The sequence below is a fragment of the Arboricoccus pini genome (genome assembly GCF_900187945.1).
GTDB lineage: Bacteria > Pseudomonadota > Alphaproteobacteria > Geminicoccales > Geminicoccaceae > Arboricoccus > Arboricoccus pini.
In genome coordinates this window covers 319,637-342,179 of record NZ_FYEH01000003.1, presented here as the reverse complement: position 1 = coordinate 342,179, position 22,543 = coordinate 319,637, and the positions used below count along the sequence as shown (strand labels likewise).

Genomic DNA, 22,543 nt, shown 5'->3' with positions numbered 1-22,543 from the left:
TTCAGGCGTTTGGCTGAAGGCCGCGTTAGCGGTCGACGTGCACGCCCCGGCCCTATTCCTCCTCCACCCCGCCCGGAATGGGATGGCCGATGATCTCAACGCATCCGGCAGCGACGGGCTGGCGCGCGTCGGCAAGGGCGCCTGAATGGCGGCGAGTTCCTTCTTAGAGCCTGCCTTCTGCCCATATCACCGGCACGCGACCAGATGGCCGCGTGCCGGCCTCTGAACTAGAGCGTCCAGCCGCCGTCGATGACGTTGACGGTGCCGGTCGTGAAGCTGCTTTCGTCCGAAGCCAGATAGAGGGCTAGCTTGGCGATCTCCTCGGCCGTACCGAGCCGGCCCATGGGCTGGCGAGCGATGAAGGCGGCGCGCGCCTTGTCGTAATCGCCCTGCGACTTGATACGGTCCTCGAGCGACGGCGTTTCGATCGTCCCCGGACAGATCGCATTGCAGCGAATGCCCTTGGTGATGAAGTCGGCCGCCACCGCCTTGGTGAGGCCGATCACTGCCGCCTTGGTCGTGCCGTAGACGAAGCGGTTGGGCGCGCCCTTGATCGAGGAAGCGCCGGAGCTGATATTGACGATCGAGCCGCCGCCATGCGCCAGCATCTCCGGCAGGAACGCCTTGATGATGCGGAACATCGAGCGGACGTTCAACTCGTTGGAGAATTCCCAATCCTGTTCGTTGCAGTCCAGGATCGTGCCGTGATGCACGAAGCCCGCACAGTTATAGAGGATGTCGACAGCGCCCACCTCCTTGGCCAGCGCCTCGATCGCGCCAAGGTCCGTGACGTCAAGGCGCCGCGTCTCGCAGCCTTTCAGGGTCTCTAGCTTGGCGAGATCGAGATCCGTCGCGATGACGGTGGCCCCCTCGTCGCGAAACAGCTCCGCACTTGCGCGCCCGATGCCCTGAGCCGCCGCCGTAATCAGCGCTTTCTTGCCCGCCAGCCTGCCTGCCATGATCCGCCTCTCCATGCTTCTTACCTTAAGATCAGAGCTTTGCGGCCGATCGGCCCCGAGCGTCAAGCTGGGGCCCCGCCGGCTTTCTCTCAGCCGACGGTGCGGCAGGCCACTCAGCCTGTCCCTTGGCCAGCACGTTTGGCGAGGACGATCTTCAAGACGCCGTCCGCCTCGCGGATCTCCAGGAGCACATGCCCCCCATGCTCGCAAAAATTGGTGAAATCGTCAGCCGCGGCCGGATCCGTCGCCAGCACGCAGACTACGGCTCCCGGCTCCAGCACCATGAGCGCCTGGCGCGCCTTGACCAGAGGGAGGGGGCAGGCCAGCCCACGCGCATCGACGAGCGCGTCGTGTCGGGTGACCATGTCGCTCGTGCTGTTCTGCTCCCGGCGTTCCAGGCCCTCGGCCGCCATCAGAGTCCTCCTTGCCGCCGGGGCGGAAAAGCCTGGCGATTTCGTTCCGTCGCGAAGCGCCTTAGTCTTGGCAAGACCAATCGAGTCGCATGGAGGAGACAGAAATGCTCGCTCGGTCCCACGCCCGCAAGGCCGCTATAGCACTGACTTGCCTGCTGGCCCTGAGCGGAGCCGCGGCCGCCGAGACACCCGCTCGTGATCTCTTCGGCAAGGTTGTCGGCCCCTCGCTCGACCGTGGCGGGCCGCACGCGATCGGTGGCTATGCGGGCGGCTGCCTGGCCGGCGCCCGCAGCCTGCCCGTGGCCGGGCCGGGCTGGCAGGTCCTGCGCCCCTCGCGCAACCGGACCTACGGTGCACCGGCGATGATCGCCTGGCTCGGCGATCTGATCGCGCGCAATCGCGCGGCCGGTCAGCCGGCTCTCCTTATCGGCGACATCGCCCAGCCGCGGGGCGGTCCCATGAGCTCGGGTCACGCCTCGCACACGATCGGCCTGGACGCTGACATCTGGCTTACTCCCAGGATCGGCGATCTCGTGCCCGAGAGCTTCGAGCCACCCAGCATGCTGGCCAAGGGCGGCAGGCAGGTCGATCCGGCACGCTTTGGCCCCTGGCAGGGGGGGATCATCGCCATGGCGGCGGCCTCGCCGGCCGTGGCCCGCATCTTCGTGGCGCCGGGCATCAAGGCCGCTCTTTGCAGCCGCTATGCGGGCCAGCCCTGGCTCGGCAAGATCAGGCCCTGGTTCGGCCACGACAGTCACTTCCATGTCCGTCTGGCCTGTCCGCCGAGCGAGACCGCCTGCGTGCCTCAGGCCCCGCCGCCGCCGGGTGACGGGTGCGGGGCGGAATTGTCCTCCTGGTTTGCCCCGCCACCGCCCGGCCCGGCCAAGCCCGCGCGGCCAAAGCCGCCTTTGACGCTTTCCGGCATGCCGGCTGCCTGCACGGCAGTCCTCAAGGCGCCCTGAGCCGGCGGCCGCCCGAGCGGCCTGGCTTGAGAGAGCGAATGATCGGCCTGACCGGCTCTTACCTTCGTGCCGGTCCGGCATGATCGCCTCGTGGCATTCAGGAAGAGCTATGGGCTGTGCTTAGCCGGCTTGCGGCCGCAGCAGGTGCTCGATCGCTGCCAGGATCTCCGGGTTGTCCGGATCCAGGGCGGAGGGAAAGCTCGCGACCGCCCGCCCCTCGGCATCGACCAGATATTTGTGAAAGTTCCAGAGCGGCCCCGGGCCGTCTCCCAGTTCGCGGCGCAGCCAGAGGAAGATGGGGTCCGCTCCCGGGCCGCGCACATGGACCTTGGCGGTCATCGGGAAGTCGATGTCGAAGCGGGTCTGGCAAAAGGTCTTGATCTCGTCGTTGGCGCCATATTCCTCATTGGCGAAATCGCCGGACGGCAGGCCGATGACGACGAGGCCGCGGCGCCTAAAGCGCTCCCAGACACGCTGCAGCGCTTCATACTGGTAGGTATAGCCACAAAAAGATGCCGTGTTGACGATCAGAAGCGGGTGGCCCGCATAAGCCTTGAGCGGCATCGGCTTGTCGTCGATCGAGGTCAGGGTGAAGTCGTAGACCCGCTGGCCGTCATCTGGCGAAGCGGCCAGCACCGTGCGGATGCCGCCCGTGCCGAGAAGGCTCCCCATGCCGATACCGGCCGTCCCGGCCAGGACCGTTCGCCGGCCGAGCCCGCCAGCTGCGCGCCTTCGCATCGGCTTTGCCTTCCCTCGAAACGTTCGGCTACCGACACTAGTCCCGGTCGCGCGGTCAGGCCAGGACCATCAGGACAGCCCCATCGCCAGCGCCTTCACGATCGCGACGGCAATGCCGGTCACGAGGAGAAGGATGGCGACGCGCAGGAGGAAGCGACTGGCCCGGCGCGACAGCCAGCCGCTTTGTGTCAGGAGCCAGCAAAGGGCGCAAAGAAGGGCTACCAGCGGGAAGAGACGATCGTCGGCGAACGGCAAGGTGGCGGTTCCGCTGGCAGGGGGGGGACGGGCTGGAGCCAGGAGGGTTGAAAGTGGAGGGGCTCAGGCGGTCGCGATCCGGCCCACCCGCATAATGGCAGCGATAATCTCAGCCACGGCTTGATAATGCTCTGTCGGGATGACTCGGTCCAGCTCGACCTGCCTGTAGAGGGCGCGGGCCAGAGGCGGGCTTTCGATGACCGGCACGCCATTCGCCGCGGCCAGTTCGCGGATCCTGAGCGCCACGGCATCGGCGCCCTTGGCGATGACGATGGGGGCTGGTGTCGTCTGGTCATAGCGAAGCGCTACGGCGAAATGGGTCGGGTTGGTGATGACGACGGTGGCCTTGGGCACCTCGGCCATCATCCGGTTGCGGGCGCGCTGCATGCGGATCTGCTTGAGCTTGCCCTTGATGTGCGGATCGCCGTCCTGCTCCTTGTGCTCGTCGGCCATCTCCTTCTTCGACATTCGCATGTCGCGCAGGAATTTCTGTCGGGTGAGGAACCAGTCGAGGGCGGCCAGGGCCAGCGTGGCGCCGGCCGTCCAGAGGAAGAGCCGGCCCACGACCTGTGCGAGCAGGGCCAGGAGGGCCGGCAGCGCCAGACCCGGCAGGAGGGCCAGGGTGCCGATCGAGGGTGCGAGGGCCAGATAGGCGGTCGTGCCGATGATCGCGAGCTTTAAGAGATTCTTGCAGAATTCCTTGAGCATCGTCGGCGAGACGAGGCGCTTCAGCCCGGCCAGGGGCGAGAGCCGTTCGAGCTTCGGCTGCAAAGCCTTGGTGGAGACGACGAAGGCGCCTTGGGCGACCGTCGCCAGGATCGTTGCCGCGGCGAAAGCCGTCAGGATGGCCAGGAGCGGCAGGCCGACATTGAGGGCCAGCTCCAGGCAGGCCGCGCGCATGTCGTTGGCGGTGGGCCGCATGCTGCCGGCATGGGCCAGGATGGCGGCCAGCGTCCCGGCGGCATTGCCGGCCAGGGGCGGCAGGGCCAGGGCCAGTCCCGTCGCGGCGACGACGACCACGAAGGCCGAGGCCACCTCGCGGCTGACGGCGACCTTGCCCTCCTCGCGCGCTTTGTCGAGCTTGTGCGCGCTCGCCTGTTCCGTGCGGTCCTGGTCGTCGCCACCCTCGGCCATGTACGCTCCTCAAGGTAACGGGGGGAGGAGCCAGGCGACGCTGTGCTCGATCTGGCTCAAGGTCAAAAGAAGGGCAGAGCCCATGGCGATTGCCGTTGCCGCCAGGCCCACGAGCAACTGGGCGGAGATGGCGACCGAGAGCACCTGGAGACTCGGCATCATGCGGTTCAAGAGTCCCAGCGTCAGGTTGGTGACGAGCGAGACGGCAACCAGCGGGGCCGAGATCTGCAGTCCGACGCGGAACACGTCGCCGCCTAGCCGCAGGAGGAGTTGCATCATGTCGTCGAGCGGCAAGGGCATGCCGGCCGGCAGAAGATCGTAGCTGGCGGCAAGGCCGCCCAGGAGCCAGCGCTGACCGTCGGTGACGAAGAGCAACGTTATCGCCGCCATCGATAAAAAGCTCGTGAAGATCGTGCGCTGGCTCGTGTCCTGCGGATCGAAGAAGGCCGCGGCCGCGAGGCCGGACTGCATGGCCATGAGGGCGCCGGCGAAGCTCAGGACGGCGATGCCGAGCCTCGCGGTAAAGCCGATCGCCAGTCCGATCGACATCTCGCTGATGAAGAGGAGAACGAAACTGCCAGGGTCGCCTGGAATCAAGGGTGCCCTGGCGCCCAGGCTGAGCGCTAGGATCACACTTAAGATAAGCGCCAGGCCCAGACGAAAGCGGGTCGGCACCTGGGCATCCGAGAAGCCCGGCAGCAGCATCAAGGCCGTGCCGGCCCGCAGGAAGACCAGGAAGATGACGGCCAGCGACGCGCTGGCGACATCGGCGCCGAGGGCGGCGGTAAGGAGCCCGTTCACGGCAAGAGCGGGCCCTTGATGCCGCCATAGATCTGCTGGGTGAAGGCCAGGAGCTTGGCCAGCGCGAACGGCATGGTCAAGACGAGCACGCCGCAGACCGCCAGCACCTTGGGCACGAAGGCCAGGGTCGCTTCCTGGATCTGCGTCAGGGCCTGGAAGAGAGAGACCAGGAGGCCCACGGCCAGCGCGGCGCAAAGAGCGGGCGCGCCGATCATGATGGTGACCCAGAGCATGTCGCGGCAAAGATCGATGACTTGTTCGGCTGTCATGGCCGGACTCCCGACGGCAGTATCGCCGGTCACCACGCTCCCCGGCTTGCCCTTGCTTTTGCATGGTCAAGGTTAACGCCGCGTTAAGCTGGCCCTGCCCTGGAAGACTCAGCTTTGCTCCAAGGCCGGTCGAGCGATGGCCGCCGCCCGCTCGGTCATGTGCGCAAGGTCCAAAGGACCGGATTCATTCGGGCGAGGGCGGGGCCAGGGCACCGCCCTCGCCGTTGGCGGCGGAGGCTTCACCTCGCCTCTGGAGGATTTCCCAGGCTTTCCGGTCGATCGGCCGGGCCGGCACCCGACAAGGCAGCATCCCGCTCCTTTGGCGAGCCCAGCATGGCGGTGGCAAGAAGCACAGGCTTGTCAGATGGGGACGGCGATCGAGGCGCGCGTCACGCCCTCAACCGCACCGGCACCAGCTTGGCGAGGCAAAGGGGAGCAGGCTTCCCTTCGCATCGGCTCGAGGCGGCTCGATCTGGTAGAGGACAGACGCTAGATGATCGCCAGCGCCGCAGAATTCAGAGCCCGTGGCGCCGATGGCGCCGATCAGATCGGCATGCGCATGATGTCCTGATACGCGGCGATCACCTTGTCGCGCACCGCCGTCAGCTTGTGCAGGGACAATTCGGCCTGGGCGACGGCCTCGACCACGGCTTGCGTGTCGGTGCTGCCATGCGCGGCGGCGACGGTTGCGCTCTCGCCACCGGCCACGCTTTGATAGGTCTGTGCCACCTGCTGCGAGACGAGGTCGGCAAACGAGGCCTGACCGGTCTGGCTGGCCGCCGCCGTCGGCTGCTGCCCCAGCAGGCTCGCCGTCTGACCATAGCCGCGCACCGCGCGGTTGAGGGCTTCTATCGACATTCGTTCCAGTCTCCGTCTTCGGTGCGGGCAGGGTGCCTGCGCGCGTGCGCCTCATGGCGCCCAGCGCCGGCAATCAGCTCTTGAGCAGCGAAATCGTCTTTTCGAGCATCGAGCGCGCCATCGACTGCGCGTTCAGATTGGCCTCGTAGGAGCGCTGCGCCTCGCGCATGTCCATGAGCTCGACCAGCGAATTGACGTTGGGCATCTTGACATAGCCATCTGCATCCGCCGCCGGGTTGCCGGGATCCAGCCGCATGGGCTCGTCGCTTTTGTCGGTGTCATAGCGGCTGATCGTGACGAGCTTGGTGCCAAGCTCGCGATCCAGTGCCTGGCCGAAAATGACGGTCTTGCGCCGATAGGCATCGGCACCGGGCGTCGTCCCGGTCGATTCGGCATTGGCGATATTTTCCGAGACGACCCGCAAGCGGGCCGACTGCGTCCTCATGCCGGCACTGGCGATACGCATCGCCGCGTTCAGATCCATTGAAGCGCTCCCTATGCTCCTTGCCTCAGCTGCCGTTCGAGCTCATCGCCAGGCGCAACATCGCCATCTGTTTGCCATAGAGGCTGGTCGTCAGCTCGTGATCGAGCTGCGTCTTGGCGAGCTTTTGCACCTCTTCCTCGACCACGACCGCGTTGCCGCTGGGGGATGTCTCCACCCCCTCGTCGCGCAGCGTCCTCACATCCCGGCCCTCCATGGCAAGGCTGCCCTGGACGGCGATGTGCATCGGATTGGTCGTAGCGGTAGCCAGTGCCGGCAGGTGCCCGCCCATGGCGGAGAGCGCCCGCTCGAAGCTCACCGTGTCTTGCGCCTGGTATTGCGGCGTATCGGCATTGGCGAGATTCTGGGTCAGGACAGTCTGGCGGTCGGCTAGGTAGCTGGCCTTTGCCGAGAGCAACTGGAAGAGAGCTGGCTGCATCGTTTCCTGGATCGGGCTAGAAATGCCGAAGCTTCGGCCGACGCTCTTTCTCTACCGAAGGGCGGTTGACAATTAGTTAACGCCGGCGTGCCTTTCCGTCGCACCGTCTCTCATCAGGGTATGTCCTGGATGTCCGCATGCTTTATCTGAGCCGCCGCGAGGGTCAGGCCGTCATCATCGACAACGCGATCGAGGTCAGGGTCGTCGAGGTGCGCGGCCGCATCGTCAAGCTGGGGTTCGTTTTCCCCCCGCATGTCTCGGTGTTGCGCGAGGAGGTGTTCCTCGAGATCAAGGCCGAAAACGAGGAAGCGGCCCGCGCTCTCCTTGACGATCCCTTGCCCGAGGGGCTGACCATCGGCCAGCCGGTCCTGCCCGCGGTCGGCAAGGACGCGCACATGCGGGAGAACGAAAACCGGGACGAGCCCAGCGAGGAGAAGCCGTGACGAGCGAAGCTGCCGACCGCGATCGGCCGGGGGCCGGCGCCTCCTTGAGCGGTGCCGCTCTAAGCAGCGCCAATGTCGCGAACGTCGCGATCGTCATGGGCAGCCAGTCCGACTGGGCTACCATGCAAGCGGCGGCAAGCATCCTTGCCGAGCTCGATATCCCATTCGAGGCCAAGATCGTCTCGGCTCATCGCACGCCGGCCCGGCTCGTGGCCTTCGCCGAAGGCGCGGCGGCGGCTGGCCTCAAGGTCATCATCGCCGGTGCCGGCGGTGCCGCCCACCTGCCGGGCATGGTTGCCGCCTCGACGCATCTGCCGGTCCTGGGCGTGCCGGTTAAAAGTCATGCCCTGAACGGGCTTGATAGCCTGCTCTCGATCGTGCAGATGCCAGGCGGCGTGCCGGTCGGCACGCTGGCGATCGGCGAGGCCGGCGCCAAGAACGCGGCCCTGCTGGCAGCCGCCATCCTGGCGCTGGCCGATCCGGCCCTCGACCGGCGACTGCAAGACTGGCGCCGCAAGCAGACCCTGGCCGTGGCCGAACGGCCGTCTTCGCCTATTTGAGGATCATCATACCGTGCCCGACAGGCTTTCGCCCAACGCGACCATAGGCATCCTGGGTGGCGGTCAACTCGGCCGCATGACGGCGCTCGCAGCGGCCCGGCTCGGCTATCGTTGCCACATCCTGGCACCCGAGGCGGAGAGCCCCGCCGGGGACGTCGCCGCCGCCCTGACGCGCGCCGACTACCGTGACGAGGAGGCCTTGCTGGCATTCGCAAAGTCTGTCGACGTCGTCACGCTCGAATTCGAGAACGTCGCCGTGGAGGCGCTGGAATTCCTCGCCGCACACGTACCCGTTCGTCCCGGCGCCAACGTGCTCCGGATTACCCAGGACCGGATGCTCGAGAAAGGCTTCGTTGCGGAGCAGGGTGTTCCGGTGACTCCCTTCTTCGCCATCGAGAACGAGGCCGAGCTGGCTCGTGCCCTCAAGGAAACCGGCGGCCGTGGCATCCTCAAGACCCGGCGCATGGGCTATGACGGACGCGGCCAGCGCCTGATCGCCGCACCAAGCGACGCCGCATCGGCGTTCGCCGCCCTGGGCAAAGCGCCGGGCGGCCTCATCCTCGAACAGATCGTGCCATTCGTCTGCGAGCTTTCAGTCGTCACGGCGCGCGGCCTGGACGGTCAGATGCAAAGCTACGTGCCTGTCCAGAACGAGCATGCGCACCATATCCTGAAAAGGACCCTGGCCCCGGCACCGCAGGCGCCAGAGGTCCTCGATGAAGCCCGGTCCTTGGCAGAGCGCGTCGTCGAGGCGCTGGATGTCGTGGGGCTGCTGGCCGTCGAAATGTTCTTGGATGCCGAGGGGCGTCTTCTGGTGAACGAGCTGGCGCCGCGTCCACATAATTCCGGGCATTGGACCATGGATGCCTGCACCGTCTCGCAGTTCGAGCAACTGGTCCGCGCCATTACCGGCCTGCCGCTGGGCGATCCCGTCCGCCACGCCGATGCTAGCATGGAGAATCTCCTGGGCGACGAAGCCGATATCGACCGGCTCCTGCCGCTCCTCGGCCTCCCCGGCACGTTTGTCCACCTTTATGGGAAGTCGGAGCCCAAGCCGGGGCGCAAGATGGGCCATGTCAACCGCCTCTTGCGCCCCTATCCGCCGGGTTTCGCACCGTCTTCCTGACGCTGCCGCATCAAGCGATGATGTCGGGGATCCGATAACGCTCGAGATGGGCGATGCGGTCTTTTAACACCAGTTTCTGCTTCTTGAGACGCTGCAACTCGAGCAGGCTGATCGTCGGCTCCAGGACCAGTTGATTGATCCGCTCGTCGAGCGCCCGGTGCGCCGCCTTTAGCGTCATGAGGCGGGTATCGTAATCCTCAGGCTTGACCCTGCGATCATCGTCCATGCGGGAATTGGCCACCATCGTTCTTGGACGCTCTTGCTAGCACAAGCCGCACCTCGGAGCACCCTTGGATTGCTTCGCAAACGGGACTGGCTGGCCGCTGCGCGGTCGCAAGAATTTGATGTGTTTGCCAATCAAAAAATGACACGGCGATGACGATTTAGGCTTGGAAGTGTCCTTCAGGTCAATCAATCTGCTGTTAGCGACCACTCTTTGAGGAGCCTCCTGATGGCCATGCAAGAGCATGTCGACAGCCTGCGCAGCAAGCATGCGCGACTCGAGCAGCAGATCCACGACGAGATGAACCGTCCCCTGCCGGATCCGGCCATGCTCTCCAGGCTGAAGAAGGAAAAGCTGCGCATCAAAGAAGAGATCGAACGTTCCGACGTGCATCTGATCGCCTTGACCGTCACCAGGAACGCCCGCCGGCTGCACTGACGCCAAGGCGGGCCCATGGATGCGACAGCAAGGACCACCGCCGGTGCGTGGTGCCCCGCACCGGACGGACTGACGCATCCTTGTATCGCGCCAATTCTTGCCGCAGCACCGCATTGGCTATAGATTACCTTTCATGCAATCCCGACGCTCTCATGATTTTCGAGGGCGGCTCGTCGTGTTTCGGCCGGCGACCGGGGGGTCCCTGAGGGCCGCAAAATGATCTCCGGCGTCGGCTATCGGCGCCGGACCATATTGTCGTGATGAAAGGTTGCTTCGCTTCATGAGCCAAGCCGGTTCCATAGCCGCGTCCGTACCGGGTGATCGTCCCTTGATCGTTCCTGTCATCCTGGCTGGTGGGTCGGGCACACGCCTCTGGCCTCTCAGCCGGTCGGCTTTCCCCAAGCATCTGGTCGAACTCGTCGGTGATTCCTCGCTTCTCCAGGCGACGGCTAAGCGCATGCTCGACGTCGCCCCGGCCGAGCGCGTCGTGACCATCGCCGCCGCTGGCCAGGCGATCCTGGTCCGCCGCCAGTTGGCAGAGCTAGGGTCCGGGTTCCTTAGCAATCTTCTTCTCGAGCCGGAGCCGCGCAACACTGCTGCCGCCGTCGCGCTGGCCGCCCATCAAGTCAAGGCCCGCTGGGGTGGTGAAGCCATCATGTGGGTCTGTCCTTCCGACCATCTGGTCCTCGATGTTCCAGCCCTGGCCGAGGCGGCACGCTTTGGCGCCACTGTCGCCGCCACCGGCCGTCTCGTTACCTTCGGCATCAAGCCGTCGCGTCCAGAGACCGGCTTTGGCTGGATCGCCGCCGGCCCGGCCCTCGACATTCAAGCTGCTGACGGCGTGCATCGTGCCTACGAGGTCGAGCGCTTCGTCGAGAAGCCGCCTTTGGCCGAGGCGGAGCGCATGCTGGCGTCGGGCGCCTATCTATGGAACAGCGGCATGTTCCTCTTCAGCGCCGAACTGCTCCTGAGCGAACTTGAGAGCTTCGAGCCCAGCCTTGCCGCGGCCGTCAGCGACGTCTTCGCGACCATGCAGACCAGCCCGGACGGCCTGCCGGACTCCATCAAGTTCAGCCAGCTCCTCTCGACGCCGATCGACAAGGCGGTCATGGAGCGCAGCCGCAAGATCGCGGTCGTGCCGACCGATCCCGAGTGGTCGGACGTTGGTTCCTGGCGTGCCATCTACGATCTGCTGCCCAAGGACGCCAACGGCAATGCCGTCCAGGGCGACGGCATCGTCGAGGGGGCCAGCAACAACCTGATCCGTACCGAGCATCGTCTGGTCGCCCTGGCGGGTGTCTCGGGCCTGGCGGTGATCGAGACGGCCGATGGCATCCTGATCGGCGATCTCGACGACAGCAACGCTGTTCGCGGTGTCGTCGGCCAGCTCGTCAAGGCGGGTCGATCCCAGGCCGAGACGCATGCTCGCGAGCACCGTCCATGGGGTCATTTCACCACGATCGGTGGAGGTCCGGGCTTTCGCGTCCGCGAGGTCAGCGTCGATCCAGGCGGCCATCTGACCCGCCAGCGGCACATTGGCCGCGATTATTACTGGATCATGGTCCAGGGCGTGGCCGTGGCCGAGATCGAGCGTACGACACGTGTCCTGGCGGCCGGCCATTCGGCGGAGATTCCGCGCGGTGCTGTCCATAGCGTGGCCAATAACGGCACGGATCTCGCCCGTTTCGTCGAAATCGCGGTGGGCGACGTCGAGACCGACGAGAGAATCGAACGCTTTCCGGACTGACCCTCTAGGCAGCGGCCGAGCAGCGCCGCGGGGCGCTGTTGTGGCCCGGGAAGGCGAGGGCGGTCGAGCCGGGGTGCAATGTGGAGCGCGGTGGGGACACCCTGCTCCGGGGGCTAGCCTCAGGCCGCGCGAACCTTGACGAAGCTGCCAGGGGCGGGCTCGATCGCCGGCAGACTACCTTGACCGGGCTCGCGAGCCGGCACTTGCTTGCCGGCCCTGGCTTTGGCCCAGCCGGCCCAATCCGGCCACCATGAGCCCGGGTGGGCGGTGGCACCCTCCAGCCACGCCTGGGGATCGGCCGGCAGGTCCTCGTTGGTCCAATAGCCGTATTTTTCGCTCGTGGGAGGATTGATCACGCCCGCGATATGGCCCGAGCCGGCCAGCACGAAGCGCTTCTCGCCCTTGTAGAGCTGCGTTGCGGCATAGGTGCTCTTCCAGGGGGCGATGTGATCCTCGCGCGTCGAGACCCAGTAGGCTGGCAGATTGATCCGACGCAGGTCGATCTTGACGCCGCCCAGCGTGACGCCGCCCGCTTCGACGAGCTTGTTCTCGTGGTAGCAGCGGCGGAGATAAAAGCTGTGCATGGCGGCCGGCAGCCTCGTGCTGTCGGAGTTCCAATAGAGAAGGTCGAAGGGGAAGGGGTCCTTGCCCATCAGGTAGTTGCTGACGACGAAGGACCAGATGAGGTCGTTGGCGCGAAGCAGGTTGAAGGTCCTGGCCATCTCCGAGCCTTCGAGAAAGCCGCGCTTTTGCATCTGCTCCTCGAGCGCCTTTAACTGCTCCTCGTCGATGAAGACGCCAAGGTCGCCCGGCTCCTGGAAGTCGACCAGAGACGCGAAGAAGGTGGCGGCTTTGATCCGGGCATCGCGTTTGGCCGCCATGTAGGCCAGCGTCGTTGCCAACAGCGTGCCTCCCAGGCAGTAGCCTATGGCCATCAGGTCCTTCTGGCCGGTGGCCTTGAGGACGGCATCGACGGCCGCCAGCGCGCCGCCGGTCATGTAGTCCTCAAAGCTCTTATGCGCGAGCTTCTCGTCGGGATTGACCCAGGAGATGACGAAGGTCGTCAGGCCCTGCTCGACGCAAAATCGGACGAAGCTGTTCTTGGCCTGCAGGTCGAGGACGTAGAATTTATTGATCCAGGGCGGAATGATCAAAAGCGGCCGCTGATGCACCGTCGCGGTAGTGGGCTTGTATTGGATCAACTGGAGGAGATCGTTCTGGAAGACGATCGAGCCTGGCGTGGTCGCGATGTTGCGGCCGATCTCGAAGGACTCCTCGTCGGTCATGCGCACCTTCAGCGTGCCCTTGCCGCGCTCCAGGTCCTCCAGCATATTCCTCAATCCCTTGAGGAGGTTCTCGCCTTTCGTCTCGACGGTCAGCCGCAAGACCTCCGGGTTGGTCATGACGAAGTTCGTGGGCGCCATCGCATCAACGAATTGCCGCGTGTAGAACTCGACCTTGCGCTGTGTCCGGACGTCGGCGCCTTCCTCGTCGCCGGCGGCCGTGACCTGCTCCATCACGAAGCGAGAGGAGAGCAGGTAGGACTGCTTGATGAAATCGAACAGGACATTGTCGTCCCAGGCCTTGTCCTTGAATCGGCGATCGGCTCGCTCGGGCTTGATCACCGGCTCGGATTCTTGTCCAAGCAGCCGCTGGGTCGTGCCCTGCCAGAGGCGCATATAGTCCTGCCAAAGGGCGAACTGGGCCTGCATCAGCTGCGCCGGATTGCGCATCATGCGAGTGGTGAGTTCGATGAAGGCAGAGCCAATGGCGCTGGATACCGGCGTCTGCTCCGGATTTTGGGCGCCTTGCTGTTGCAGGAAATCCTCGACCAGCGATCTACTCTTGGCTGCGATGTCCGCCATGACACGGGCAACCTCGTCTGGATGCGGAAGTCCTGGATCAGACGGTTGCTCGGCCATGGGTCGATCTCCTAACCTCTAGTCGTAGACGAGGGGTAAGCCAGCGCCGGTGCCGCCATGGGGGTGGCAAGGGCGCTCCCTTGCCACCTGATGCCGATGGCTCGACAAGGTCAGATAGCTTGCTGCGTTACCTAACCCAGACGCGTTTCCCCGCCAATCGGCCAGCCGGCTTGGCGCTGATTTTGGCCCTAGCTTTGATCGGTTGCGTCGACCAGCGGGTCGATCGGCCCTGGGTCGAGGCCAACTCTGTGCCCGACCGACCGCCCCAGGAATATACCCTGAGCGAGCGCCAGGCCATTCGCAACGATTTGACCACGCGCGGCGCCATCGCCACCCACGATGCCGAGGAGCTTCGTTACCAAGTGGGTCTGCGGCCGGACGCGCCACCGCCGCTGCCACCCGAAGCGCCGCGCCGGACGGGCGAGCCGCCCGTCCGGCCGCCGCCGGCACCGCCCAACGTGCGTGCGGCCTATCTAAAGCAGCAGATCGAGACGGAATTCTTCGACGTCGACTTGGCGGGCCTCCTCTATCGCCTACCGGACACGCCGATCGACGTTGACGCGGCCCTGGCGGCCGGCACGTTGCGACCGGTTACGTCCGACCTCGAGCGGGTGACCCTCAGGCGCTTCGAGCCTCTGGAGCTTGAGCCTACTTATCCGCAGCGCGCCTTTACTTGGCTGACCCCGACCAAGCGGGTGCCGCCCTTGAACCGGCTCCTCAACCTGATAGGCATCACGCCGCAGCCGCGCTTGGCCGCGCCCTTGCAGACGCCCGAGGGCGAGGTCGTCGACCGGCGCCTGGGAGCCTCGGTCGCCGGGCCGCCCACCCAGAACAACATCACCTCCGTTCCGGTGCCCGTCGTACCCCCGTCCGCATCGCCGCCTTGAGCAGCGGCATCGCCGGATATGGCTGATCTCGCGCCCTGCGCGACAGCCGGCGGCGGCCATGATAGAGGATGATGGATGCGGCAGCCGTACCGGCATCGCTCGGGAAGCGAGTGCGGGCGGCGTTGGGCCGCGAGCTCGAGCGGGACGCATATGATGAAGGCGCCAGAATTTCATAAGACGAGGCGATTGCCGCCTTATGTCTTCGCCGAAGTAAACAAGATGAAGGCGGCCGCCCGCGCCGCCAAGCGCGACATCATCGATCTCGGGATGGGCAATCCCGACACGCCGACGCCGCGTCACATCGTCGACAAGCTGGTCGAGACGGTCCAAGACGGCCGCACGCACCGCTACTCGCAGTCCAAGGGCATTCCGGGTCTGCGGCGGGCTTTGGCCAAATATTACCAGCGCCGCTTTGGCGTGCAGCTCGACCCCGAGAGCGAAGTGTGCGTCACGCTGGGCTCCAAGGAGGGCCTGGCCAATCTCGCCCAGGCGATCACCGCGCCGGGCGATACGATTCTTTGTCCCAACCCTTCCTATCCGATCCACGCCTTCGGCTTCATCATCGCCGGCGCCTCGATCCGTCACGTGCCCTTCACGAGCGGCACTGATCTCATCCGCGCCTTCGCCAGGGCCAGCGAGCACAGCGTGCCACCGCCCACCGCTATGATCTTGAACTTTCCCTCCAACCCGACGGCTGAAGTCTGCGATCTCGATTTCTACAAGGAGGCCGTGGCGTTCGCGAAGTCGCGCGACATGTTCATCCTCTCCGACATCGCCTATTCGGAAATCTATTTCGATGCGCCGCCGCCCTCGATCCTCCAAGTCGAAGGCGGCTTCGACGTCGCGATCGAGTTTTCCAGCATGTCGAAGACCTACTCGATGCCGGGCTGGCGCATCGGCTTTGCGGCCGGCAACAAGCGGCTGGTCGGCGCCCTGGCGCAGGTCAAATCCTATCTCGACTATGGCGCCTTCACGCCTATCCAGGTCGCGGCCGCTGCGGCGCTGAACGGTCCACAAGACTGCGTTGAGGAATTGCGCCAGCTCTATCGCGAGCGCCGCGAGATCCTGGTAGACGGACTGAACAAGGCTGGCTGGGCCGTGCCGCGTCCGCCTGCGACGATGTTCTGCTGGGCGCCGATCCCGCCGCGTTTCGCCCATCTAGGCTCGCTCGGATTCTCGAAGCTGCTGCTCGAGGAGGCCGACGTCGCGGTGGCGCCCGGTCTGGGTTTTGGCGAATATGGCGACGGTCACGTCCGGCTTGCCCTTGTCGAGAACAAGCACCGTCTGCGGCAGGCCGTGCGCAACATTCGAGGCTTCCTCGCCAAGCATGGCGAGCCCGCCGCCTTGAGAGACCTGGATGCGGCCTAATTCTTGATGAGTGACTTCTTACGTATTGGTGTGGCCGGCCTCGGCACTGTGGGGGCCGGGACGGTCAGGTTGCTGCAGGATAATGCGGCACTGATCCGGGCGCGAACCGGGCGTCGCCTCCAGGTTGTCGCCGTTTCCGCCCGTGACCGACGGCGTGACCGCGGTCTCGATCTTAGCGGCATCGCCTGGCACGACGACCCGGTCGCGCTGGCGGCCAATCCCGACGTCGACGTGATTTGTGAGCTGATCGGCGGTGCCGACGGTCCGGCACTCGATCTGACCCTTGCCGCTCTGGAGGGCGGCAAGCCGGTGGTCACGGCCAACAAGGCCATGCTGGCCCTTCATGGCGAACGGCTGGCCGGATTGGCCGAGCGCCGAGGTGCCGCCCTTTGCTTCGAGGCTGCCGTGGCCGGCGGCATCCCGGTCATCAAGGCCCTGCGCGAGGGACTGGCCGCCAATCGCATCGAGCGCGTCTATGGCATCTTGAACGGCACCTCCAACTATATCCTCTCGACCATGCAGGAGACCGGCCGGGAATTTGCCGATGTCCTTAGCGAGGCGCAGGCGCTGGGCTATGCCGAGGCCGATCCATCCTTCGACGTGGATGGGATCGACGCCGCGCACAAGCTGGCTTTGCTGGCAGCCCTGGCTTACGGCGTGGCCCCTCGTTTCGACCAGATTCACATCGAGGGTATCCGGCATGTGAGCGCCCTCGACATCGCGTTGGCCGACGAGCTCGGGTATCGCATCAAGCTTTTGGGCACGGTGCGCTATACCGAGGCCGGGCTCGAGCAACGCCTGCACCCGGCCATGGTGCGCAAGGATGCGCCGATCGCCGAGGTGGATGGCGTGTTCAATGCCGTCGTGATCGAGGGCGATCGGGTCGGCTCGGTGATGCTGCAGGGGCGCGGGGCAGGGGCCGGCCCGACCGCCTCGGCGGTGACTGCCGACCTGATCGACATCGCGCGCGGCATCCGCTTTCCGGTCTTCGGCGTACCGGCCAGCGATCTCCTGACCGTGACCTCAGCTCCCCTTTCGACGCATCGCGGCTCCTATTACATTCGCCTCATGGTGGTCGACCGGCCAGGCGTGCTGGCCGATGTCGCGGCGGCCCTGCGCGACCATGATGTTTCGATCGAGTCCCTGATTCAGCGTTCCCGCGATCCCGGCAATATCGTGCCCATCGTCCTGACCAGCCATGAGGTCAGCGAAGCGGCGATGCAGGGCGCGCTCGATCTCATCGCCAATTCGGCCTCGGTGATCGAGCCGCCCCGAATGATCCGCATCGAGCCCTATTGAGCCTCGACAACGAGCAACCCTGAATTTCACGCTACGGGAATGTCAAGCCAGGAGTTGATTTAAGCAGGCCATGGCCGGATCATTGTCGCCCGGTTCCAGATGGACGCGCACTCGCCGGGTGCTTGGGAGAGAAAAATCGTGATGAGTTATTTGAGCGAAGACCGCAATCTGGCACTGGACGGCGTCCGGGCGACCGAGGCGGCGGCCTTGGCCAGCGCCCGGCTGATGGGCCGTGGCGACGAGAAAGCGGCCGACCAGGCGGCGGTTGACGCCATGCGCCGCGCTCTGAACGTCCTGGACATCGACGGTACGGTGGTCATCGGCGAGGGCGAGCGCGACGAGGCGCCGATGCTCTATATCGGTGAGAAGGTCGGCACGGGCAAAGGGCCCAAGATCGACATCGCCCTCGATCCGCTCGAGGGGACCACGATCTGCGCCACTGGCGGTCCGAACTCCATCACATGTCTTGCCATGGCGCCGGCCGGCGGCTTCCTGCACGCGCCCGACACCTACATGCAAAAGATCGCCGTCGGCGGTGGCCTGCCCGCGGGCCTGATCGATATCACGCTATCGCCAGCCGAGAATCTGGGCCGGCTTGCCGAGGCCAAGGGTGTCCCGATCGAAGAGCTGGTCGTGCTCATCCTGGATCGCCCGCGCCATCAGGACCTGATCTCTGCCGTGCGCAAGGTGGGCGCGCGCATCCGTCTGATCGGCGATGGCGACGTTGCGGGCGTCATTGCGACCTCGAGGGTTGAGAGCGGCATCGACATCTACATGGGAAGCGGTGGTGCCCCCGAGGGCGTGCTTGCAGCTGCGGCTCTTCGCTGCATCGGTGGCCAGATGCAGGGCAAGCTGCTCTTTCGCAACGAGGATGAGCGCGCGCGGGGCCGCAAATGGGGTGTCGAGGATTTCGACAAGATCTATAATCTCGAGGACCTGGCTTCGGGCGACGTGATGTTTGCCGCCACGGGTGTCACCGACGGCGCCATGCTTCGCGGCATCCGTCGTTCGGGCAACCGGGTCATCACTCAGTCGATCTCGATGCGTGCCAAGACGGGTACCGTTCGGATCATCGAGGCCGAGCATAACCTGCCGGTTAAGGCCGGCGTGGTGCCCTTCTTCAATTGAGCGAGGTATCATCGCCGGGGGGCATGGTCGCCCCCGTTGCCGATGGTCGCCTTTCGGTGCAGGGCCGCACTTGGCTGATGCGCCGGCCGGACGAAACGGCCGCACTCGCCATCAGCCAGCATTTCGGTCTGTCCGAGATTGCCGGCCTGCTCCTGGCCGCGCGCGGCGTGGCGCACGAGGATGTCCAGGCTTTCATCGACCCCAAGCTACGGCATTTCTTACCCGACCCATCGCACCTGAAAGATATGGACAAGTCGGCCGCAAGGCTGGCCGATGCTATTCTCGAGGGCGAGGAGATTGGCATCATCGGCGATTACGACGTCGATGGTGCTACCTCCTCAGCACTGATGGCCCGCTATCTCCGCCATTTCGCGAAAATGGCCAAGATCATCATTCCCGACCGCCTGGGCGAGGGTTATGGCGCCTCCAGCGAAAGCTTCGCGCGCCTAGCCGGGGATGGCTGCCAACTCGTCCTCACGCTGGACAACGGGACCACGGCCTTCGCTCCGCTGGCCGACGCTGCCGAAGCCGGTCAGGATGTGATCGTCGTCGACCATCACTTGGCCGAGGAAAGGCTGCCCCCTGCTTTTGGAGTCATCAACCCCAATCGCGGCGACCAGGTCAGCCCACTCGGCCACCTTGCGGCGGTCGGGGTTACCTTCGTCCTCCTGGTGGCCGTCAATCGTGAGCTGCGCCGCCGACGACCGGACATGGCGCTGCCGGATCCGATGCAATGGCTGGACCTGGTGGCGCTGGGCACGATCTGTGACGTCGTTCCGCTTTTGGGCCTGAACCGCGCCTTCGTGCGCCAGGGGCTGAAGATTCTTGAGCGCGACCCCTTGCCGGGTATTCGCGCTTTGGCCGCGACCGCGCGCATCGAAAAGCTGAGCGAGGCTTGGCATCTGGGCTTCGCACTGGGGCCGCGGATCAATGCCTGCAGTCGAATGGGCGGTGGCGATCTCGGCCTCCAGCTGCTCCTTTGCGAGGATGCCGCCGAGGCGGAATCGATCGCCCTTCAATTGGATGGGATGAACCAGGAGCGCCAGAGCGTGGAGCGGGCGATCCTTGCCGCCGCTCAGGAGGCGACAGCGCCCCAGGTCGCCGCCGGCCGCCGCGTCCTTCTCGTCGCTGGGCAGGGTTGGCATGCGGGTGTCATCGGTATCGTTGCCAGCCGTCTCGTCGAGCTGCACGCCCGGCCGGTCTTCGTCGTCGCCGTCGACTCTGAGGGCCTTGGCAAGGGTTCGGCCCGGTCCGTGCCGGGCTTCGACGTTGGCGCGGCCGTCATCGCCGCGCGCCAGCAGGGCCTGCTCTTAAAGGGTGGCGGTCACGCCATGGCGGCCGGGCTTACCGTCATGGCAGATCAGCTGCCGGCCCTGGCCGATTTTTTCGAGTCCGAGGCCACCGCGCTAGCAGCCGCGGGCGGACTCGTGCGCCCGCCCCTCGAGATCGACGCCGCGATCAGCACGGCAGGGGTCACGGGCGAGCTCGCTTTGGATCTCGAGCGGCTGGCCCCCTATGGCCCGGGCCATCCCGAGCCGCGCTTCACGCTGACTGACGCCCGCATCGTCGAGCGCCGTGAGGTCGGCACGGGCCACATGGCCTGCACGCTGGTCGGCACCGTGCGCGGTCGGGTCAAGGCCATCGCCTTTCGCTGCAAGGAGACACCACTTGGCGAGATCCTGGCGCGCGCCGATGGACCTTTGCGACTAGCCGGTCGGATTCGGGCGGATCGATGGAATGGCCAGCTGCGCGCCCAGTTCGAGATTGAGGATGCCATGCCCACGGCATGAGTCCGGGCGCGAAAGCGACACGGGCTTCCTTGATCTTGCCGCTTGTTCCGACTAAAGGGGGTGCGCCCCGCCCCCATCGTCTAGCGGTTAGGACACGGCCCTTTCAAGGCTGAAACACGGGTTCGATTCCCGTTGGGGGTACCAGCTACCTGAGTCATATCCGGCTTGATCGATGGGCGGCGCCCTGGTTTGACTGTCGTCAAGCTCTGAGCCCCCCCCCCCCGCGGCGAACGCCATGCCCGTCCGGCCGCCGTCGATCCTTGTCATGCTGGCAAGGAGCTCATCGTGCGCGACGAACGCTTGCTCTTATGTCCGCGTCGATGCTGCGGTCGGTTTCGCGCAGCCGCGTTCCGGTCGCTTTCTTGTCCATCTTTGACAAGGTTCTCCGGCCCTTGGCGCGCGTTCGGATCGCTCATGTCGCCCTAACGGACGGCCGGCATCGTTATCGCCTCTCGCCGCACAGGACCGACCGTGCGGTCTCCAGCAGGCAGCATTATTCTCATGGCCTTTCGTGATGCGAAATGACCTCTTTTGGCCAGAGAGCGTAATTGACTAGCGATGAAAGCGCGCCTTAAGAATAAACGAATTAGGGGAGGCTATGACTTTAAATGCATAGCTTGTCGAGGGGGGATGCGACCGTTGGACGACTTGTGGCGGATGCCGCGAGCTTCGGGCATTCGTCAGTAAAATGCAAATTTGGCCACGTAGCAGCCAAATAGAGGGGAGAAGTCTGGTCTCCCTTAACGCGCGTTTTTAAGTTTTTGATTAACGCGCCTCGACGACGGCGGCTCTTGCAAGTGCACATCTATTGCCGCCCGGTATGTCCCTGTGGCTGCCATGAGCGTTGCTTCGCGCTTGAATCTGACTGCGTAATTTAAAAAAAATCCGGAGACGGGCATGCTCGGTGCACAAGAAAGGCGAAATAAGACCGACAAGGAGATCTTGGGGTATAGTCGGTATCTGGTCGTTATTGCCGCTTTCTTTGCCATGTTCGTTATCAGCCCGTTCGAATATACATGGAGCACCATGGCGGGGCACATTGCCGCGATGTATGGCTGGACCCATGAAGAAGTGGCGCTGATGTTCACGCTCTTCGTCGTCGCCCAGTCGATAGGCATGCTCCCGGGCGGCATGCTCCGTGATCGCTTCGGTCCGCGCTGGACGACGGCGATAGGCGGACTGTTCTCCGGCCTCGGCATCGCCTCCATAGCCATGGGACCATCTTATCCACTGGTGCTTACATTCTGGACACTCGGCAGCTTTTTCACCGGCTTCATCTATAACAACGCTATTACGACCGGTAATAAATGGTTTCCCGACCATCGGGGCAAAATCACGGGCGTCATCGCGGGTGCTTTTTCATGGGGCTCATTGCCCTTTATTTTTTATATACGCAGCATTTCCCAATCATCAGACGGCTCGGCGTTCATTTCGACGATCTACGTGATCGCGATCGTTATGGCGATCGTGCCGATCGTTGCCGCCTTCGTCATGACGGATCCCCCCAAGGGCTGGTCGCCTCCCGGCTGGAGTCCGAAGCAGACCAGTGTCGTGCGGCCTTCCACCCATCAATATACGATGAGCGAGGCGCTTCGGACCTGGCAGATGTGGGCACTCATCGTTTCTTTTGTGCTGATCTCGGGCGCCGGCCTCGCGGGCATGAGCAAAATCGTCGCCTATTCCGATAGTTTCGGCTTTGCCGCCGCCGCCGCGACCGCTGCAGCGGGTGGAATTTCTGTTGCTAATGGATTTGGCAAGTTGCTCCTAGGCACGGCCTCCGAACGGTTCGGGCATGAGAACACGATGATCGGCAGTTTTGTCCTCTCCGGCGTCTTTCTTTTGGGCACCGTGGTCGCCGGAAATCTTGGCAGCGACGTGGCCTTCGTCATCTGTGCTATTGCCGGGATCTTCTTCTGGGCCTCTCTGTTCGCCCTCTTTCCGATCATCATCGGCCACTACTTCGGCGGCGCCAGCGCCGGCGGCAATTACGGTGCACTCTATGCCATCGCCAAGGGGCTGGGCGGCCTTTACGGCGGCATTCTCTCCGCCATCCTGATCCATCATCAGGGCTTTTCCTACGGCATCACCGTGGCCGGCCTCATGGCGATCGTGGCTGGTCTCATCATCGTACCGCTTCGCGCAGCCCCGCCGGTGTGGCGAGGAGCCGAGCAGACGCCCAATCTCGAGCGCCGGCTCGGTCAGCCGGCTGAGTGAGCGGGAACGTCCACGCAACCGTGCGAGTTGTAAGTTTCACAAGAAGAAAGCGGCGAGGGCTTGATTGACCCGGCCGGCTCCGGGGCTGA

The 22,543-nt window shown here is 64.9% G+C and carries 24 protein-coding genes and 1 tRNA gene; 13 read left to right on the top strand and 12 right to left on the bottom strand.

Going from position 1 to position 22,543, the window contains the following annotated elements; genetic code table 11:
- Positions 1-227 precede the first annotated feature (227 nt).
- A complete protein-coding gene (locus tag CFB17_RS06440) occupies positions 228-959 on the bottom strand; it encodes an SDR family oxidoreductase (protein ID WP_088560607.1) in 732 nt (243 codons plus the stop codon).
- Positions 960-1,072: 113 nt separating this feature from the next.
- Positions 1,073-1,372, bottom strand: a complete 300-nt coding sequence (locus CFB17_RS06435; protein ID WP_243389763.1) for a sulfurtransferase TusA family protein — start codon at positions 1,370-1,372, stop codon at positions 1,073-1,075.
- Between the two features lie 104 nt (positions 1,373-1,476).
- Here CFB17_RS06435 and mepA point away from each other — a divergent pair, with 104 nt between their 5' ends.
- On the top strand, positions 1,477-2,334 hold the full coding sequence (mepA, locus tag CFB17_RS06430) for a penicillin-insensitive murein endopeptidase (protein ID WP_165769456.1): 858 nt from the start codon (positions 1,477-1,479) through the stop codon (positions 2,332-2,334).
- Between the two features lie 120 nt (positions 2,335-2,454).
- Here the strand turns inward: mepA and CFB17_RS06425 are convergent, their stop codons facing one another.
- The 8 genes from CFB17_RS06425 to flgB all read right to left on the bottom strand — a co-directional run bounded on the left by CFB17_RS06425 (position 2,455) and on the right by flgB (position 7,309).
- Positions 2,455-3,072: a glutathione peroxidase gene (locus tag CFB17_RS06425; RefSeq protein ID WP_088560561.1), complete on the bottom strand. Its 618-nt coding sequence runs from the start codon at positions 3,070-3,072 to the stop codon at positions 2,455-2,457.
- Positions 3,073-3,141: 69 nt separating this feature from the next.
- On the bottom strand, positions 3,142-3,327 hold the full coding sequence (locus CFB17_RS06420) for a hypothetical protein (RefSeq protein ID WP_088560560.1): 186 nt from the start codon (positions 3,325-3,327) through the stop codon (positions 3,142-3,144).
- 63 nt (positions 3,328-3,390) lie between these two features.
- Complete coding sequence (flhB, locus tag CFB17_RS06415; protein ID WP_088560559.1) at positions 3,391-4,461, bottom strand: flagellar biosynthesis protein FlhB; 1,071 nt, start codon at positions 4,459-4,461, stop codon at positions 3,391-3,393.
- Positions 4,462-4,470: 9 nt separating this feature from the next.
- On the bottom strand, positions 4,471-5,262 hold the full coding sequence (fliR, locus tag CFB17_RS06410) for a flagellar biosynthetic protein FliR (protein WP_088560558.1): 792 nt from the start codon (positions 5,260-5,262) through the stop codon (positions 4,471-4,473).
- Positions 5,259-5,531: a flagellar biosynthesis protein FliQ gene (gene fliQ / locus CFB17_RS06405; RefSeq protein WP_088560557.1), complete on the bottom strand. Its 273-nt coding sequence runs from the start codon at positions 5,529-5,531 to the stop codon at positions 5,259-5,261. The genes fliR and fliQ overlap by 4 nt, the downstream gene beginning before the upstream one ends.
- A gap of 543 nt (positions 5,532-6,074) precedes the next feature.
- Positions 6,075-6,389: a flagellar hook-basal body complex protein FliE gene (locus CFB17_RS06400; RefSeq protein ID WP_088560556.1), complete on the bottom strand. Its 315-nt coding sequence runs from the start codon at positions 6,387-6,389 to the stop codon at positions 6,075-6,077.
- 73 nt (positions 6,390-6,462) lie between these two features.
- Positions 6,463-6,873 carry a flagellar basal body rod protein FlgC gene (gene flgC / locus CFB17_RS06395; protein ID WP_088560555.1) on the bottom strand — a complete coding sequence of 137 codons (411 nt, stop codon included), beginning with the start codon at positions 6,871-6,873 and terminating at the stop codon, positions 6,463-6,465.
- Positions 6,874-6,898: 25 nt separating this feature from the next.
- The gene (gene flgB / locus CFB17_RS06390; RefSeq protein ID WP_088560554.1) at positions 6,899-7,309 is read right to left on the bottom strand and encodes a flagellar basal body rod protein FlgB; all 411 of its coding nucleotides are present in this window, start codon (positions 7,307-7,309) and stop codon (positions 6,899-6,901) included.
- Between the two features lie 137 nt (positions 7,310-7,446).
- Here flgB and CFB17_RS06385 point away from each other — a divergent pair, with 137 nt between their 5' ends.
- The 3 genes from CFB17_RS06385 (at position 7,447) to CFB17_RS06375 (ending at position 9,438) form a co-directional block, all read left to right on the top strand.
- A complete protein-coding gene (locus tag CFB17_RS06385) occupies positions 7,447-7,752 on the top strand; it encodes a carbon storage regulator (RefSeq protein WP_088560553.1) in 306 nt (101 codons plus the stop codon).
- A gap of 95 nt (positions 7,753-7,847) precedes the next feature.
- Positions 7,848-8,312, top strand: coding sequence for a 5-(carboxyamino)imidazole ribonucleotide mutase (gene purE, locus CFB17_RS06380; protein WP_088560605.1), 465 nt, complete (start codon positions 7,848-7,850; stop codon positions 8,310-8,312).
- 13 nt (positions 8,313-8,325) lie between these two features.
- Positions 8,326-9,438, top strand: coding sequence for a 5-(carboxyamino)imidazole ribonucleotide synthase (locus CFB17_RS06375; RefSeq protein WP_088560552.1), 1,113 nt, complete (start codon positions 8,326-8,328; stop codon positions 9,436-9,438).
- A gap of 10 nt (positions 9,439-9,448) precedes the next feature.
- On the opposite strand, the gene CFB17_RS06370 is transcribed toward CFB17_RS06375, so the two are convergent.
- Positions 9,449-9,664 (bottom strand): YdcH family protein, encoded by a 216-nt coding sequence (locus tag CFB17_RS06370; RefSeq protein ID WP_088560604.1) that lies wholly within the window; start codon positions 9,662-9,664, stop codon positions 9,449-9,451.
- Between the two features lie 225 nt (positions 9,665-9,889).
- Between CFB17_RS06370 and CFB17_RS06365 the strand changes: the two genes are divergently transcribed.
- Together CFB17_RS06365 and CFB17_RS06360 are read left to right on the top strand one after the other, a co-directional pair.
- Positions 9,890-10,099, top strand: a complete 210-nt coding sequence (locus tag CFB17_RS06365) for a YdcH family protein (protein WP_088560551.1) — start codon at positions 9,890-9,892, stop codon at positions 10,097-10,099.
- A gap of 280 nt (positions 10,100-10,379) precedes the next feature.
- Positions 10,380-11,846, top strand: a complete 1,467-nt coding sequence (locus CFB17_RS06360) for a mannose-1-phosphate guanylyltransferase/mannose-6-phosphate isomerase (RefSeq protein WP_133063856.1) — start codon at positions 10,380-10,382, stop codon at positions 11,844-11,846.
- A 119-nt stretch (positions 11,847-11,965) separates the two neighbouring features.
- On the opposite strand, the gene phaC is transcribed toward CFB17_RS06360, so the two are convergent.
- Positions 11,966-13,768 carry a class I poly(R)-hydroxyalkanoic acid synthase gene (gene phaC / locus CFB17_RS06355; RefSeq protein ID WP_088560549.1) on the bottom strand — a complete coding sequence of 601 codons (1,803 nt, stop codon included), beginning with the start codon at positions 13,766-13,768 and terminating at the stop codon, positions 11,966-11,968.
- A gap of 119 nt (positions 13,769-13,887) precedes the next feature.
- On the opposite strand from phaC, the gene CFB17_RS06350 reads away from it, so the two are divergent.
- The 7 genes from CFB17_RS06350 (at position 13,888) to CFB17_RS06315 (ending at position 22,454) form a co-directional block, all read left to right on the top strand.
- Positions 13,888-14,655: a hypothetical protein gene (locus CFB17_RS06350; RefSeq protein ID WP_088560548.1), complete on the top strand. Its 768-nt coding sequence runs from the start codon at positions 13,888-13,890 to the stop codon at positions 14,653-14,655.
- Between the two features lie 153 nt (positions 14,656-14,808).
- Positions 14,809-16,023, top strand: a complete 1,215-nt coding sequence (locus CFB17_RS06345) for an LL-diaminopimelate aminotransferase (RefSeq protein WP_243389762.1) — start codon at positions 14,809-14,811, stop codon at positions 16,021-16,023.
- 6 nt (positions 16,024-16,029) lie between these two features.
- The gene (locus CFB17_RS06340) at positions 16,030-17,322 is read left to right on the top strand and encodes a homoserine dehydrogenase (RefSeq protein WP_088560546.1); all 1,293 of its coding nucleotides are present in this window, start codon (positions 16,030-16,032) and stop codon (positions 17,320-17,322) included.
- A 141-nt stretch (positions 17,323-17,463) separates the two neighbouring features.
- Complete coding sequence (gene glpX / locus CFB17_RS06335; protein ID WP_088560545.1) at positions 17,464-18,450, top strand: class II fructose-bisphosphatase; 987 nt, start codon at positions 17,464-17,466, stop codon at positions 18,448-18,450.
- Positions 18,447-20,240: a single-stranded-DNA-specific exonuclease RecJ gene (gene recJ / locus CFB17_RS06330; protein ID WP_243389761.1), complete on the top strand. Its 1,794-nt coding sequence runs from the start codon at positions 18,447-18,449 to the stop codon at positions 20,238-20,240. The genes glpX and recJ overlap by 4 nt, the downstream gene beginning before the upstream one ends.
- A 69-nt stretch (positions 20,241-20,309) precedes the next feature.
- A tRNA-Glu gene (locus tag CFB17_RS06325) sits at positions 20,310-20,384 on the top strand.
- Between the two features lie 753 nt (positions 20,385-21,137).
- Entirely contained in the window at positions 21,138-22,454 is a 1,317-nt protein-coding gene (locus CFB17_RS06315) for an MFS transporter (RefSeq protein WP_088560542.1), read from the top strand.
- Positions 22,455-22,543 lie beyond the last annotated feature (89 nt).